Annotated in this window: 12 protein-coding genes; 4 read left to right on the top strand and 8 right to left on the bottom strand. The window is 41.6% G+C overall.

Annotation, left to right across the window (positions count from 1 at the left end):
* Nucleotides 1-17 precede the first annotated feature (17 nt).
* The 3 genes from FTU06_RS01935 (at nt 18) to pcaD (ending at nt 2,846) form a co-directional block, all read left to right on the top strand.
* Nucleotides 18-668 (top strand): 3-oxoacid CoA-transferase subunit B, encoded by a 651-nt coding sequence (locus FTU06_RS01935; RefSeq protein ID WP_180026995.1) that lies wholly within the window; start codon nt 18-20, stop codon nt 666-668.
* Between the two features lie 126 nt (nt 669-794).
* The gene (gene pcaF / locus FTU06_RS01930; RefSeq protein ID WP_180144598.1) at nt 795-2,000 is read left to right on the top strand and encodes a 3-oxoadipyl-CoA thiolase; all 1,206 of its coding nucleotides are present in this window, start codon (nt 795-797) and stop codon (nt 1,998-2,000) included.
* Nucleotides 2,001-2,066: 66 nt separating this feature from the next.
* Nucleotides 2,067-2,846, top strand: a complete 780-nt coding sequence (gene pcaD / locus FTU06_RS01925) for a 3-oxoadipate enol-lactonase (RefSeq protein ID WP_180144595.1) — start codon at nt 2,067-2,069, stop codon at nt 2,844-2,846.
* 90 nt (nt 2,847-2,936) lie between these two features.
* Here the strand turns inward: pcaD and FTU06_RS01920 are convergent, their stop codons facing one another.
* From FTU06_RS01920 to FTU06_RS01890, 7 genes are all read right to left on the bottom strand, one after another.
* Complete coding sequence (locus FTU06_RS01920) at nt 2,937-4,304, bottom strand: amidohydrolase family protein (protein WP_180144592.1); 1,368 nt, start codon at nt 4,302-4,304, stop codon at nt 2,937-2,939.
* Nucleotides 4,305-4,341: 37 nt separating this feature from the next.
* Nucleotides 4,342-5,262, bottom strand: coding sequence for an ABC transporter permease (locus FTU06_RS01915; RefSeq protein WP_180144589.1), 921 nt, complete (start codon nt 5,260-5,262; stop codon nt 4,342-4,344).
* 15 nt (nt 5,263-5,277) lie between these two features.
* On the bottom strand, nt 5,278-6,375 hold the full coding sequence (locus FTU06_RS01910) for an ABC transporter permease (protein ID WP_180144586.1): 1,098 nt from the start codon (nt 6,373-6,375) through the stop codon (nt 5,278-5,280).
* An 18-nt stretch (nt 6,376-6,393) separates the two neighbouring features.
* Nucleotides 6,394-7,989 carry an ABC transporter ATP-binding protein gene (locus tag FTU06_RS01905; protein ID WP_180144581.1) on the bottom strand — a complete coding sequence of 532 codons (1,596 nt, stop codon included), beginning with the start codon at nt 7,987-7,989 and terminating at the stop codon, nt 6,394-6,396.
* A gap of 78 nt (nt 7,990-8,067) precedes the next feature.
* Nucleotides 8,068-9,129 (bottom strand): BMP family ABC transporter substrate-binding protein, encoded by a 1,062-nt coding sequence (locus tag FTU06_RS01900; protein WP_373684684.1) that lies wholly within the window; start codon nt 9,127-9,129, stop codon nt 8,068-8,070.
* A 345-nt stretch (nt 9,130-9,474) separates the two neighbouring features.
* Nucleotides 9,475-10,464: an isopenicillin N synthase family oxygenase gene (locus FTU06_RS01895; protein ID WP_180144578.1), complete on the bottom strand. Its 990-nt coding sequence runs from the start codon at nt 10,462-10,464 to the stop codon at nt 9,475-9,477.
* 76 nt (nt 10,465-10,540) lie between these two features.
* The gene (locus FTU06_RS01890; RefSeq protein ID WP_373684683.1) at nt 10,541-11,566 is read right to left on the bottom strand and encodes a BMP family ABC transporter substrate-binding protein; all 1,026 of its coding nucleotides are present in this window, start codon (nt 11,564-11,566) and stop codon (nt 10,541-10,543) included.
* Between the two features lie 487 nt (nt 11,567-12,053).
* Between FTU06_RS01890 and FTU06_RS01885 the strand changes: the two genes are divergently transcribed.
* Complete coding sequence (locus tag FTU06_RS01885) at nt 12,054-13,406, top strand: 8-oxoguanine deaminase (protein ID WP_180144575.1); 1,353 nt, start codon at nt 12,054-12,056, stop codon at nt 13,404-13,406.
* 295 nt (nt 13,407-13,701) lie between these two features.
* On the opposite strand, the gene FTU06_RS01880 is transcribed toward FTU06_RS01885, so the two are convergent.
* A complete protein-coding gene (locus FTU06_RS01880; protein WP_180144572.1) occupies nt 13,702-14,940 on the bottom strand; it encodes a CaiB/BaiF CoA-transferase family protein in 1,239 nt (412 codons plus the stop codon).
* Nucleotides 14,941-14,971 lie beyond the last annotated feature (31 nt).

Raw genomic sequence — 14,971 nt, 5'->3', positions numbered from 1 at the left:
CACGTGAGGAAAGAACCATGAGCTATACCAAATTAACCCGTGATCAAATTGCAGAACGTGTTGCACAAGATATTCCAGATGGTGCTTATGTCAATTTAGGCATTGGCTTGCCCACTAAAATTTCAAATTATTTACCAACAGATAAAGATGTTTTTCTACATTCAGAAAATGGACTTTTGGCTTTTGGTCCTCCTCCAGCTAAAGGCGAAGAAGACCCTGAGTTAATTAATGCAGGAAAAGAGTTTGTCACTATGCAAACGGGCGGCTGCTTTTTTCACCATGGTGACTCTTTTGCCATGATGCGTGGCGGGCATTTAGATATTGCAGTATTAGGCGCTTTTCAGGTTGCCCGAAATGGTGACTTAGCAAATTGGCATACTGGTGCGCCAGATGCAATTCCTGCTGTAGGTGGTGCAATGGATTTGGCTGTTGGGGCGAAAAAAGTCTTTATTACTACAGACCATGTGACCAAAAAAGGTGAACCGAAAATTGTTGCTGAATTGTCATACCCTGCGACAGGCCTGCAATGTGTCGATCGTATTTACACAGATTTGTGCGTCATTGATGTAACAGTTGAAGGCATGAAAGTGATTGAAAAAGTTGAGGGTCTGAGCTTTGACGAATTACAGTCAATGACCGGTGCAAAGCTGATAGATACGACAGCATAAAGCAAAAAGTCCCTCCTTGATTAAAGGAGGGATTTAGGGAGGATTAATATTCAAAAATTAACTTCCTGTAAATCCCTCCCAACCTCCCTTTAAAAAGGGAGGAGCTGAGTTTTTAGGATTTATAAAATGAAAAATGCCTATATTATTGATGCAATCCGCACCCCTTTCGGTCGCTATGCGGGCGGTTTGGCAGCAGTGCGTACCGACGACCTCGGTGCCTTACCTATCAAGGCACTGATGCAGCGAAATCCAAGTATTGCTTGGGAGTCAGTTGATGACGTGATTTATGGCTGCGCGAACCAAGCCGGTGAAGATAACCGTAATATTGCACGAATGTCGTCGCTACTTGCAGGTGTCCCTTTTCAAGTTCCTGCTACAACTGTAAACCGACTTTGTGGTTCATCACTTGATGCAATTGCGATGGCAGCCCGTGCAATTAAAGCAAATGAAGCAGACTTAATTATTGCCGGCGGTGTTGAGAGTATGTCCCGTGCGCCCTTTGTTATGGGTAAATCGGAAAGTGCTTATGGACGCAGCCAAAAGATTGAAGACACCACTATGGGTTGGCGTTTTATCAATCCAATCCTTAAGCAAATGTATGGCGTAGAAACCATGCCTCAAACTGCTGAAAATGTGGCAGAACAATTCAACATTAACCGTGCTGATCAAGATGCTTTTGCCTTAGAAAGTCAGCGCCGTACAGCCGCTGCACAGACCAATGGTTTTTTTGAGAAAGAAATCATCCCTGTCGTCATTCCACAGCGTAAAGGCGACCCACTGATAGTTGATACAGATGAGCATCCACGTGCATCGACGACAGCAGAAGGTTTGGCAAAACTCAAACCTGTGGTGAAAGCAGATGGGACGGTAACAGCGGGCAATGCTTCAGGGATCAATGATGGTGCGGCTGCACTACTGATTGCTTCAGATGATGCTGTTAACAGATTTAAGTTAAAGCCACGAGCCAAAATTATTGCAGCAACGGTGGTGGGTGTTGAACCCAAAATCATGGGTTTTGGTCCTGCGCCTGCCATCAAAAAGCTGTTAGCTCAAACAGGTCTAAGCCTTGAACAAATGGATGTGATCGAGCTGAATGAAGCTTTTGCGGCTCAAGCCTTAGCGGTTACCCGTGAACTAGGTTTGGAAGATGGTGCTAAACATGTCAATCCAAACGGTGGCGCTATTGCTTTGGGGCATCCTTTAGGTGCATCTGGAGCCCGTTTAGTGATGACTGCGTTAAATCAACTTGAGGCAATTTCAGGTCAATATGCCCTCTGTTCGATGTGCATTGGTGTCGGTCAAGGCATCGCTTTGATTATTGAACGTGTTTAATCCTCAATAAAAGTCCTCCTTCTTATAGGGGGATTTAGGGGATTTATAAAATTAAGGATTCAAAATATGCCTACATTCATATCCAATGATGCAACGATTAATTACGCAACTTTTGGTGACCACACACAACCTGCGATTGTCTTTTCTAATTCTTTAGGCACAAAGTTCAGCATGTGGAAGCCTCAGATAGAGGCGCTGCAGCAGGATTATTTTGTCATTTGTTATGATACACGTGGTCATGGTGCATCTTCTGCCCCTCAAGGGCCTTATAGCCTTGATCAATTGGGTACAGATGTCATCCATTTATTGGATCATTTAAATATTCAACAGGCCACATTTTGTGGAATATCGATGGGTGGTTTAACAGGCCAATGGCTTGCAATACATCATCCTAAACGCTTTAACCATGTCATTATATGCAATACCGCTGCAAAAATTGGGCAAGAATCAGCTTGGAATGAACGTGCGCAGTTAGTCCGTCAACAAGGTTTGAAACCAATTGCAGTAACGGCAGCATCACGATGGTTTACAGAACCCTTTATCCAAAGTAACACGGCAACTGTACAATCTTTGAGTAACGACCTCGGAGCTGGCAGCCCAGAAGGTTATGCAAGTTGTTGTGAAGCTTTGGCTAAAGCGGATTTACGCAATGAAATCTCGTCTATTCACGTACCTGTATTAATTATTGCAGGTCAACAAGACCTTGTAACTACAGTTGCAGATGGTCAATTTATGCAAGAACACATTGCAAATAGCCAATTATTTGAAATTAATGCATCGCATATTTCAAACATTGAACAGCCAGATGCATTTAACCAAGCACTCATCTCTTTTATCAGTGCTTAAACCCTGCATGCTGTTCACAGTTTTCATTAAAATCGTTTTTTAAAATAAAGCCCAAATTGATTTGGGCTTTATTTTTATCTGCTGAAAGTTTTAAGTCCTTTGCAACTCATTGACAGCTGTGCCGCGTAAACTGAGCCAGTCAGAACGACGTTTAAATAACGCAGGTGCGGCAAAATTAATTTGGTCAATAAATTGTTGTAAGTCTGCATTAAGCAGTTGACCATTTTTGACCAAAACTTTTCCTGCAACCATCGTCATCACGACATCTTGCCCCTGAACCGCGTGTACCAAGTTTGTATGTAAATTAAACAAACCACCTTGGTTTATTAAAGGTGTCATGCGTGGTGTAGCGGTATTTACCACGATTAAATCTGCCTGCTTGCCGAATTCGATTGAGCCTATTTGCTGTTCAAGTCCTAATGCACGAGCACCATCTCGAGTTGCCATTTGACAAACTGACCATGAATCTAAAGCGGCTGCATCTAGATTTGAAAACTTAGCTAATAACGAAGCTGTTTTCATTTCCTCGAATAAATCTAAATTGTTATTTTCCTTTTCACCATCTGTACCTAAACCTACTGCAACGCCTTGTTTGAGCAATTGAGTCACAGGTGCGGCGCCTGATGCTAGTTTCATATTTGAAATGGGGTTATGTGCAACCCCAACGTGATAATGTTTTAGCAGCTGAATTTCGTCATCATCTAACCATACACAATGTGCCAGCAAGCATTTTGGCACATCGAGCATCCCTAATTTTTCTAGAGTTTGAACAGGCCGCATGCCGTAACGTTTCAGATTTTCAACGACATCAAACTTACTTTCATTACTATGGGTATGAAATCCAGTTTGATAGTCCTGACACATTTTTTGGATACGACCTAAGGCCTGATCTTCTGCATAAAATAAGTGTTCTAGTCCCACCCAGACCTGAATACGCCCTTCTGCTCGCATGTGCCATCGTTGAATCAGCGCTTCATTACTATCTAGTGTTTCAAAATAATTATGGTCTGGATGTTCTGCGACATACGGAACCAATACAGCTCGAATCCCTAAGTCTTCGACTGCTTCTGCACTGCCATCCATATAGCGCCACATATCGACAATCGTAGTCGTTCCTGACAGCAGCGCTTCGGCATAACATAAATAGGAAGCCAATTTTGCATCTTCGGGTAATAACACTCGGTGCATGGGATCAATAAATTGTTGTAACCAGTCCCAAACAGGTAAGCCCTCCGCGGTGCCGCGAAGTAAGCCCGAATGACAATGTGTATTGATTAAACCTGGCATCAACAATCCATTGGGAAAATGCTCATGTATCGCATCTGGGAACTGCTTTAAAAGCTCTTCTCTCTTGCCAATTGCTTGTATCACTTGGCCTTTGACTAATACTGCCCCATCTTGAATATAGTCTAAGGACGAATTCATAGTTAATACATGGCCTGCACTCAGTAATTTCATTCATTTGCTCCTTTGAACATTGTGTTATTGGCCAAAATTAAGGGCTGAAGGTTTTCCCAAGTGAAGCTGGTAAATTCAGTTTTAGATGTTTTTTATTACGAGAAATCAGCACTAAAACCACAATCGTTGCCACATATGGAAGTGCAGAAAGCAATTCATTCGGCACATTTAAACCTAATGCTTGGGCATGGAACTGAAGGATCGTAACGCCACCAAATAGATAAGCTCCGAGCATTAAACGGGTAGGTTTCCATGTTGCAAAGACCACCAATGCAATCGCAATCCAACCCCGACCTGCCACCATGTTCTCAATCCACATCGGCGTATAGACTGTTGATAAAAATGCGCCACCTACTCCAGCCATAGCACCACCAAAAAGAACCGCACAGTAGCGAATCGCTAAGACGTTATAGCCCATAGCATGCGCACTTTCTGGTGACTCGCCCACTGCTTTTAGTAGCAGACCAAGGCGAGTTTTTGTGAGTACCCACCAAATAATCACAAAAGCCAACATGGACAAATACACAACATAGTTATGCTGAAATAAAATAGGCCCTAAGACAGGTATTTCACTTAAAAGTGGGATGTCTAAACCCTGCAAGCCGGGCAATGCCATACTCACGTAGTTTTGTCCTATAAATGCTGAAATTCCGATACCGAAAATTGTGAGTGCTAACCCGCAAGCGGATTGGTTGGTACTTAAGGAGAGGGTAAAAAATGCAAAAATCAGTGCCATCATTGTGCCTGCAAGGCCACCGACCATTAAGGCACTTGCCACACTCGCATCATATTGTGCAGCGAAGGCAAAGCCAGCAATGGCACCAACCAACATCATGCCTTCTACACCGAGGTTAATGACCCCTGTCCGTTCTGCGACTAATTCACCAAGACCTGCAAAAATGAGTGGCGTTGCTGCGGCGATCGTGCCAGCTAAAATGGCTGTAATTTCAATGCTCATACATTTCTCCTCAATCTAAGCCGTAGTCGCTTGACGATCTGTCAGCGTTTTATTTTTTTTCGGTGCAAAACGATAGCGGTTTTCAATCAAGGCATCTGAAGCTAAAAGGAAAAATAACAATAAGCCTTGGAAGATACCTGTAATCGCAACCGGAAGTTGCAGCTGCATTTGTGCCATTTCCCCACCCAAATAAATCAGTGCCATCAATAAACCTGAAAGAACGATTCCAATTGGGTTTAAACGACCTAAATACGCCACAATAATGGCTGCATAACCATAGCCCGGAGAAATGTTTGGATTTAACTGTCCAATAGGCCCTGCAACTTCACAGATGCCTGCAATCCCCGCCATCAATCCTGATAAACCTAAGCTGAGCCAAATGGCCTTTTTAGATGAAAATCCTGCATATTTCGCGGCCAATGGTGCTTGCCCACTTACTTCAAGTTTGTAAGCAGTTAAACTTTTACGAATAAAAATCCAAAATATCACCACAGCAATGATCGTGATGAAAATAGATGCGTTGACTCGAGTCCCTTCCCAAATTAAGGGCAATGTCGCTGACTCACTAAACATGACCGATTGAGGAAAATTCATGCCATCAGGATCACGCCACGGCCCATTGACCAGATATAAAAGAACAAATAAGGCCACATAATTCATCATGAGCGTCGTCAGGGTTTCTTCAGCATTAAAGTGCGTTTTGAGTAATGCAGGAATAAGCCCCCACAATGCGCCACCAATTGCCCCCATCAGCACAATGAGCGGCAATATCCACCACCCCATTTGTTCGTGAAATAAAATTGCGATTCCGCCACCAAAAATAGCGCCCATGGTCAGCTGACCTTCGGCCCCGATGTTGAATAATTTGGCACGAAAACCAATGGCTAAACCCAACGCAATTAAAATCAGGGGTGAAGCTTTAATCGCAAGTTCACTTAAACTATAGATCGAGGTTAAAGGCTCGATAAAAAAGATATACAGCGCATTGAGCGGATCAACACCCAAAGCTAAAAACAATAGGCTGCCCACCACCAACATTGCCAAAAGCGCAATAATCGGAGACAGCCATTTCATCATTTGAGAGGGATGCTCTCTAGGTTCTAATAAATGCATGGATTTATCCTTTCATTGCTAGGCATGTGCCTGATTCAGAGATATTTCTGTAGAGTTTGAAGTATTGGAAATACCCGACATCAATAGACCGATTTGCTCGGCATTGGTATCCGTGGTTTTCATCGGTTTTGACAGTTGCCCTGCGGCAAGTACGCAAATTCTGTCGCTAATCTCAAACAGTTCTTCTAATTCTTCAGAGATCACCAATATCGCGACCCCTTGGCGTGATAGATCGATCAGGGTTTGTCGAATAAACATTGCTGCGCCTACATCAACGCCCCATGTTGGTTGCGATACAATCAGCACTTTGGGGTTTTGTAGAATTTCACGTCCGACAATGAATTTCTGTAAATTCCCGCCCGAAAGTGATCGAGCTTCAGCATCAGCACCTGAGGCTTTGACGCCAAACTTTTCAATACACTGCTCTGCAAAGGCGCGCATTTTTGTAAAATTGATTAGCCCCCAATCGCTTAATTCTTTACGAAAAGCGGTTAATAAACCGTTTTGTGACAGCGTCATATTTGGAACAGCACCTCGTCCCAAACGCTCTTCAGGTACAAAGCCCAACCCTTGATCACGGCGCAGTCCTGCACTTTGCAGTGAAATATCGACACCTTGAAAAACAATGCTGCCTTTTACTGAAACTTGCTCACCTGAAAGTAAAGACAGCAGTTCCGCTTGGCCATTGCCCGAAATACCTGCAATTCCTAAAATTTCACCACCATACAAATCCAGTTGGATATGTTTGAGCGACACCCCAAATGGATCTTCAGATTCGTAATTCAAATCATCAACAGAGAAAAGCTGTTGTTTTTGACCAGAAAAATCCACATGTTGGTAAGTTAGCAAATCTCGACCAATCATTAAACGCGCTAAGTCACTGGTTGACTGATCTTTTGGATAGACATGTCCTGTCACCAGACCGTTTCTTAAGATCGTCGCTTCATCACAAAGTTCTTTAATTTCATGTAATTTATGACTGATATATAAAATAGATACGCCCTGAGAAGCCAGTAATTTCAAGGTTTTAAATAATTGCTTGACCGCCTGAGGTGTAAGTACCGATGTCGGCTCATCTAAAATGATTAAGGATGGATTTTGTAATAAACAGCGAATAATTTCGACGCGTTGACGCTCACCCACTGACAAAGAAAAGACTTCACGACGTGGGTCTACACGTAATCCATATTGTTCAGACATGGCAACGATACGTTCATGCAATTGTTTTAAATCTACTTTTTCATCGAGTCCCAACAGAATATTTTCAGCAACGGTTAAGGTTTCAAATAGTGAAAAATGTTGATAAACCATACCAATACCTAGCTTTCTTGCGGCTGATGGGCTATCAATATTGACCTCTTTGCCATTCCAAATGACTTGGCCTTCATCTGCACGTGTTGCCCCATAAATGATCTTCATCAGGGTACTTTTACCCGCACCGTTTTCTCCCAAAATGGCGTGGATGGCACCGGGCTGAACCGTTAAATGAATTTGATGATTGGCTTTGAGTGAGTTATAGCTCTTGCAAATATTAATGAGCTCAAGACGAGGAATGACATTTTTATGCTCAGCTCGATCGAATGGGGTCGCAGGTTCTTGTTGAAATGCATTCATAACTTAAGCTCTCTTCAACGTAAATTTATAGGACCAAAAGTGAGATGCACTTTTGGTCACAGCTTGTATGTTTCAAAATTATTTAGGTAAAACCCCTTCTACGCCTTTCACGTAATAATTCATTTTGTTGAGATCAGCATCAGTCATGTTTTTACCTTGAGCGAGCGCTAAACTGCCATCTTGTTTATATACAGGGCCTGCAAATGGATGTAATTTTCCAGTTTGAATTGCGGTTTGTACGCTTAAGGCTTTTTGCTTAACAGCAGGTGCTAAAAATGGTGCAAAGGCTTCAATTTTGACCGCATCTTGTTTCACGCCATACCAAATTGCACTTGGTTTCCATGTTTTATTTGCGACTTGCTGCATGACTGGGGTATAGATTTTTTCCCAGTGCAACACTGAAGCCGCCAATTGTGCTTTAGGTCCAAACTTGCTCATATCTGAGTCCCAACCAAAGGCATATACGCCTTTTTGTTGTGCTGCTTGCACCACGGCTGGAGAATCCGTGTTTTGCATCAACACATCTGCTTTTTGAGAAATCAGTGCTAAAGCTGCATCACGTTCTTTGCCTGGGTTAAACCATGAATTGACCCAAATCACTTTGGTTTTAATTTTAGGATTGACGCTTTGTGCACCACGTGTGTAAGCATTGATATTACGTATAACTTCTGGAATTGGAAATGAACCAACGACACCTAAGATGTTGCTTTTCGTTTGCTGTCCTGCGACAACACCGAGCATGTATGCACCTTCATAAGTACGTACGTCATAAACCCCAAGATTTTTGCCTTGTTTATAACCTGTCGCATGCATAAAGACGGTATTTGGAAATTGTTTTGCCACTTTTTCCATTTGGTTCATATAACCAAAAGACGTCCCAAAAATAACTTTATTGCCCTGTTGCGCTAAATTTCGGATTACACGTTCGGCATCGGCGGTTTCAGGGACATTTTCAATATGTGTGGTTGTATATTTTCCAGCTAAGGCCTTTTGAGCTTTAATGCGCCCCTGATCATGTGAATAGGTCCATCCATGATCACTAGTTGGGCCAATGTATACAAAGGCTGCTTTATCTGCGGCGTGTAGCTGAGTTATCAAGCCTGCACCACAGAGACCTGCTGCGCTAAATATCAGTGCCATTTTTTTTAAACGGCTTACAAAGCTTTTCTGTTGCATCATTTCGTTCCACCTAAAACATTAAAAACTTGATCTAATTTATAAAAAGCTAAAATTATTCTGCATAAATGCGATTTTCTATTTATAGTTAGCAAATATCGTTCCAATATTTATTTTAAAATAAAAATATATTTTAAATAAAATTGAATAATTAAAATAAAGGTGAATTTATATATATAAATCGAATCCATGAATTTTATTTAAAAGATTATTATTTAATAACAAATCGATTTTATGTTGATCATAAAAAAAGCCCTATCGGGCTGAACGAAGGGCTATAAAAGGAAAACATGAAATTAGAATGAGAGATTAAATGATTTTTTCCAATACTGATTGTTCTTCTAGACTTAAATCATAAGCTTGCTGATACATTTGTTCCATGTGTTCACCAGCCGTACAGGGTGCATAACGGTAAATTTCACCATCTTTCACCGTTCCTGGTAAGGCATTGATTGGCGTCATGTAATTCGGCCCATAAAAAAATGGAATCGAATAGCGAGACTGACCTTTTGAAAATAAATTTCTAACACGATGTGGATTTGATTTGTACAGGTCATTACTCCAACGTGGGATCAGATCGCCTAAATTGACAATAAACGTATCTTTGATCGGTGGCGCTGCAACCCATGTGCAATCTGGTAAACAAACCTCAAGTCCACCACATTCATCTTGCGCTAAAATCGTGATGGAGCCCCAATCAGTATGTGCTCCAACGCCAAAGCTATATTCATCTGCACCGACAGGATGCGGTGGATAACAGAGCATTTTTAGGGTAATCATGGGGTCGATACAACAGTCATCAAAATAGCCTTCATCTAAAGATAAAGACAGTGCTAAGAGTTGCATAATGCGCTGTGCTAGGCCATTTAGCTGAGCTATATACTCCTGACAAAACTGTTCCATTTCAGGTACTTCAGCACTCGGCCATTGATTAATGCCATAACCCTGATATTTGGCTAAAACATAGGGATGATCTGTCGGATAATTTTTTGCACAATAGAAACCTTCCTTAATATCTGGCTTTGCGCTGTAGTCTGACTTTTGCGCTGCAAGCTGTTCAAAGCCCAAATGGCTATCATTCAAACTCTGATCATATTTAAGTTTTGTTGCCAATGGCAATGCAAAAATTTTAGCTGCCAACTCAAACTGACGTTGAATCAGCGTTGATGATATTCCATGATTTTTTACATAGAAAAAACCTGAACTGGTTGCTGCCGCTCTTAACTTTTCTACCACATCCGAGATATTGGCTGAGGAAGGCGTCAATGCCTGCGCTAAATCAATTACGGGAATACTCATAATCACTCGACCTATGTAGAGCAAGTTGCCTCTCTTGCAACTTGCAATATTTTAAAATGTATTGTTTATCAAATTCTTATTTAGGTAGTGACCCATCTACACCTTTGACATAGTAGTTCATTTTAGACAAATCGATATCCGTCAATGTTTTGCCTTTTGCGACCAGTAGACTGCCATCTTGTTTATAAATCGGTCCTGTAAATGGATGTAATGCCCCAGTACGTAATGAATCACGTACTGCAATGGCTTTGGTTTTCATCGCAGCCGTCGTTTCTGGACCAAAGTTTTCAATATTTACAGCACTTTGTTTTACGCCATACTTGATCGCCGAAGGCTTCCATGTATTTGCCGCGACTTGTTTCATCACAGGTTCATAGATTTTTTCCCAATGTAACACTGCTGCTGCAAGGTGTGCTTTCGCTCCAAATTTACTCATATCTGAGTTCCAGCCAAATGCATACACCCCTTTTTGTTGTGCGGCTTGTACTACAGCAGGCGAATCGGTATTTTGCATCAACACATCTGCTTTTTGAGCGATTAATGCCAATGCTGCTTCACGCTCTTTACCGGGGTTGAACCATGTATTGGCCCAAATTACTTTGGTTTTGACCTTCGGGTTTACACTCTGCGCACCTAAAGTATAGGCATTGATGTTTCGAACGACTTCGGGAATTGGAAATGACGCGACGACACCAATGGTATTGGTTTTGGTCTTTTGCCCCGCAACCACACCAAGCATATACGCCCCTTCATAAGTGCGAAGTTCGTACACACCTAAATTTTTTCCTTGTTTATAACCCGTTGCGTGCATAAAGACTGTTTTAGGAAATTGTTTCGCAACTTTTTCCATCGAGTTCATATAACCAAATGATGTACCGAAAATGACTTTGTTACCTTGTTGTGCCAAGTTACGGATAACACGCTCTGCATCGGCAGTTTCAGGTACATTTTCGATATACTTAGTTTTATATTTTCCAGCTAAAGCTTTGTCTGCCTTGATGCGTCCTTGTTCATGTGAATATGACCACCCATGGTCACTGGTTGGACCCAAATATACAAAAGCGGCCTTATCCGCTGCATATGATTGACTCAAACCCAGCATACCAACTGTCGAGAAGACTAAAATCGTTTTGACCAATGTTTTTAATTTAAAACTCATTCTATTTCCCCACAGTGTTTAAAATATATTTGATGCGATACATTTTAAAATGAAGGATATATTTTAAAAAAATTATCTTGGATAAAATTAAACCCAATCAAATTTAAAATATTTTTTTTGATTATAAATAGCATTATTTTTTTAAATAAATAATTACTTATTTATAATGCAAAGATCCTCATCACTTATTGATGTTCGCCATGCAATAAATAAGTTGCTTTAACTGTTTGGTCTATTGCTAAGTTTTTGAAGATTCTTTCTAAAAATTAGAACAGAAAAATCATTCTTATGTAAACACATGTTTTTTATAATTAATTTATAGGCATATAGCCTAAATATTGCTGAAATCAGCTTTAAGTTGCATTTTTTAAAATTTCAGTGGTATGGAAATTGCTCAAAATCCATTGTTTTCTTTGATCAGGATTTTGTTATGACTATAGTTTGGATAAAAAATCCGCTTGCGGTATTTACTGCCAATGATCAGGACGCTCGTGGTGGTGTACTGATTTCTCAAGGAAAAATTATTGAGCTGGTTGGGTTAAATGCGCTGCCCCGTCAAGCTTATGACGAAATATTTTATGCAAAAGATTTGGTCATGCTCCCAGGCCTGATCAATAGCCATCATCATTTTTACCAAACACTGACACGTGCGTGGGCACCCGTGGTCAATGCACCATTATTTCCATGGCTAAAAACTTTGTACCCAATTTGGGCCAAATTAAACCCAGAGCAATTACACTTGGCGACTCAAGTGGCTTTAGCAGAATTATTACTGTCGGGATGTACCTTCGCTGCGGATCATCATTATTTATTTCCAAATCAACTGAACCGTGCCATCGATGTACAAGTCAATGCAGCACAAGACTTAGGTATACGAGTGATGCTTACTCGTGGTTCGATGAGTTTAGGTGAAGATGCCGGCGGTCTTCCTCCGCAGCATACCGTTCAGGACATGGACATCATCTTAAAAGACTCTGAACGTTTGGTATCGAAGTATCATCAACGGCAGGAAGACGCCATGGTGAATATTGCCCTTGCACCTTGCTCGCCTTTTTCAGTGACGCAAGACATTATGCGTGAAAGTGCCAAACTTGCAGCAGCACTCGATGTGCGTCTACACACGCATTTGGCAGAAACCATAGATGAAGAAAATTTCTGTCTACAGATGTTTGGCATGCGCACCGTTGATTATTTGGAAAGTGTAGGATGGCTGAATGAGCGTACTTGGTTAGCGCATGGCATTCATTTTAATGCAGATGAAATTCGACGTTTAGGACAAGCCAAAGTAGGAATTTGCCATTGCCCACATTCCAATATGCGCCTTGCCTCTGGCATTTGTCCAACACTCGATTTAACCCAAGCAGGAAGCAAAATTGGTTTAGGCGTAGATGGCTCAGCGTCGGGTGATGCATCAAACTTACTACTTGAAGCGCGTCAAGCCATGTACTTACAGCGCTTAAAATATGGTGCAGAAAAGATCACACCTGAGCTTGCATTGAGCTGGGCAACACATGGCTCAGCACAGCTGTTGGGGCGTGAGCAACACTTGGGGCATATCGCTGAAGGCTTCCAAGCTGATTTTGCATTTTACCGTTTAGATGACATTCGTTTTTCAGGCTCACATGATCCGATCGCTGCTTTGCTACTCTGTGGTGCAGACCGTGCTGAACATGTCATGGTCAAAGGTGATTGGGTCGTCAAAAATCAAAGCTTGGTCAATGTTGATGTCGATGAACTTCAGGCCAAACACCGTGTAGCAGCAAAAGCCTTACTTGCGGCATGATCAAAAAGACCGAAGTATTGGAGTCCTTCGGTCTAAACTTTTAATTTTGACGATACTTTTAATGCCCAAATATTAGTGCTTTTTCAAAAAGCAAAAAATAATCATTAATCGGTACTTAAATTGTCAATAAAAGCCCCATCTCCGTTTGGGATGAGGAGCATGCTCTGTAAGATTGAGCATAAAACAACCTCTCCCTAACCCTCTCCTGAAAGGAGAGGGAATTTAAAACATGAATTTTAAAAGTTCAAAAAATGATTTATGCACGAGGTCTATTCCAAAATTTAATTAGGAAATTTTAAGCTGCAGGATGACTGAGTTGATCAATAATACCTTGTGCAGCCAATTCATTTAATTCAGCTTCAGTTCTATATTGGGACAAAATTTCTGTCGTGTGCTGTCCTAACTGTGGTGGTGCATGACGGTATTCCACAGGTGTATCAGATAACTTCATCGGTGAACCAATCACTTTAAAATCATGATTTAAAGCATGTGGAATATTCACTACCATGTTACGGTGTTGAATTTGTGGTTCATTTAATGCGTCGTCTACAGAGTTGATTACACCGACTGGCACTTTTACCGCATGAATCGCATCGACCCAAACTTGAGCATCTTGAGTCAGAAAAAAGGCACTCAATAATGGAATCAATTCATCACGGTGTTTTACCCGATCTTGATTACGTAAATAGTTCGGCTGATCTAACAGTTCTGTATAGCCAATCGCAATACACAAGTCTTTAAATTGCTTGTCGTTACCACAGGCAATAATAAATTCCTTATCTTTGGCTTTAAAAGTTTGATACGGCACAATATTCGGGTGATTATTTCCCATACGCTTGGGTGCTTTACCTGAGGTCAAATAGTTCATACCTTGATTGGCTAAAGCTGCCACCTGTACATCGAGTAAAGACATATCAATATATTGACCGCGTCCAGTATGCTGCCGCGCCAACAATGCCGCCTGAATGGCAATCGTTGAGTACAGTCCGGTCTGAATGTCGACTACAGCGACCCCCACCTTTTGTGCTCCGCCACCGATTACATCATCAGATTCACCAGTAATACTCATTAAGCCGGACATACCTTGAATAATAAAGTCATAGCCCGGTTCTTCCGCGCGAGGCCCATCCTGACCAAAACCTGTAATTGAGCAATATACGATATTTGGATTTAGCGCACTGAGCGATGCATAATCCAAACCATATTTGGCAAGTGAACCTGCTTTGTAGTTTTCAATCACGACATCTGCAGTTTGGGCAATTTCACGGACTAGGGTTTGCCCTTCTTCACTGGCAATATCAATGGCTACAGAATATTTATTACGGTTCGCACATTGGTAATAGCCTGATTCTTTCGTCGCTTGACCTTGCTGATTTTGCATCCAAGGTGGTCCCCACATACGGGTATCATCTCCGACTTTAGGACGCTCAATTTTGATTACCTCTGCACCTAAATCAGCCAATATTTGACCGCACCAAGGACCTGCCAAAACACGGCTTAAGTCCAATACTCGAATTCCTTTTAATGCACCCATAGTTCACTCCAGATGTGCCATAGTATTGAGC

It is taken from the genome of Acinetobacter sp. YH12052, from assembly GCF_013419835.1.
GTDB classification, from domain to species: domain Bacteria; phylum Pseudomonadota; class Gammaproteobacteria; order Pseudomonadales; family Moraxellaceae; genus Acinetobacter; species Acinetobacter amyesii.
The sequence above is the reverse complement of the archived record's forward strand: the minus strand, read 5'-3'. Positions and strand labels throughout refer to the sequence as shown.

Excerpts from the sequence above, each read along its gene's own strand:
- FTU06_RS01895 (WP_180144578.1), bottom strand. The coding sequence starts at position 10,464 with ATGAGTATTCCCGTAATTGATTTAGCGCAGGCATTGACGCCTTCCTCA.
- pcaD (WP_180144595.1), top strand. The coding sequence starts at position 2,067 with ATGCCTACATTCATATCCAATGATGCAACGATTAATTACGCAACTTTT.
- FTU06_RS01885 (WP_180144575.1), top strand. The coding sequence starts at position 12,054 with ATGACTATAGTTTGGATAAAAAATCCGCTTGCGGTATTTACTGCCAAT.
- FTU06_RS01890 (WP_373684683.1), bottom strand. The coding sequence starts at position 11,566 with ATGCTGGGTTTGAGTCAATCATATGCAGCGGATAAGGCCGCTTTTGTA.
- FTU06_RS01880 (WP_180144572.1), bottom strand. The coding sequence starts at position 14,940 with ATGGGTGCATTAAAAGGAATTCGAGTATTGGACTTAAGCCGTGTTTTG.
- FTU06_RS01905 (WP_180144581.1), bottom strand. The coding sequence starts at position 7,989 with ATGAATGCATTTCAACAAGAACCTGCGACCCCATTCGATCGAGCTGAG.
- FTU06_RS01900 (WP_373684684.1), bottom strand. The coding sequence starts at position 9,129 with ATGGCACTGATATTTAGCGCAGCAGGTCTCTGTGGTGCAGGCTTGATA.
- FTU06_RS01935 (WP_180026995.1), top strand. The coding sequence starts at position 18 with ATGAGCTATACCAAATTAACCCGTGATCAAATTGCAGAACGTGTTGCA.
- pcaF (WP_180144598.1), top strand. The coding sequence starts at position 795 with ATGAAAAATGCCTATATTATTGATGCAATCCGCACCCCTTTCGGTCGC.
- FTU06_RS01915 (WP_180144589.1), bottom strand. The coding sequence starts at position 5,262 with ATGAGCATTGAAATTACAGCCATTTTAGCTGGCACGATCGCCGCAGCA.
- FTU06_RS01920 (WP_180144592.1), bottom strand. The coding sequence starts at position 4,304 with ATGAAATTACTGAGTGCAGGCCATGTATTAACTATGAATTCGTCCTTA.
- FTU06_RS01910 (WP_180144586.1), bottom strand. The coding sequence starts at position 6,375 with ATGCATTTATTAGAACCTAGAGAGCATCCCTCTCAAATGATGAAATGG.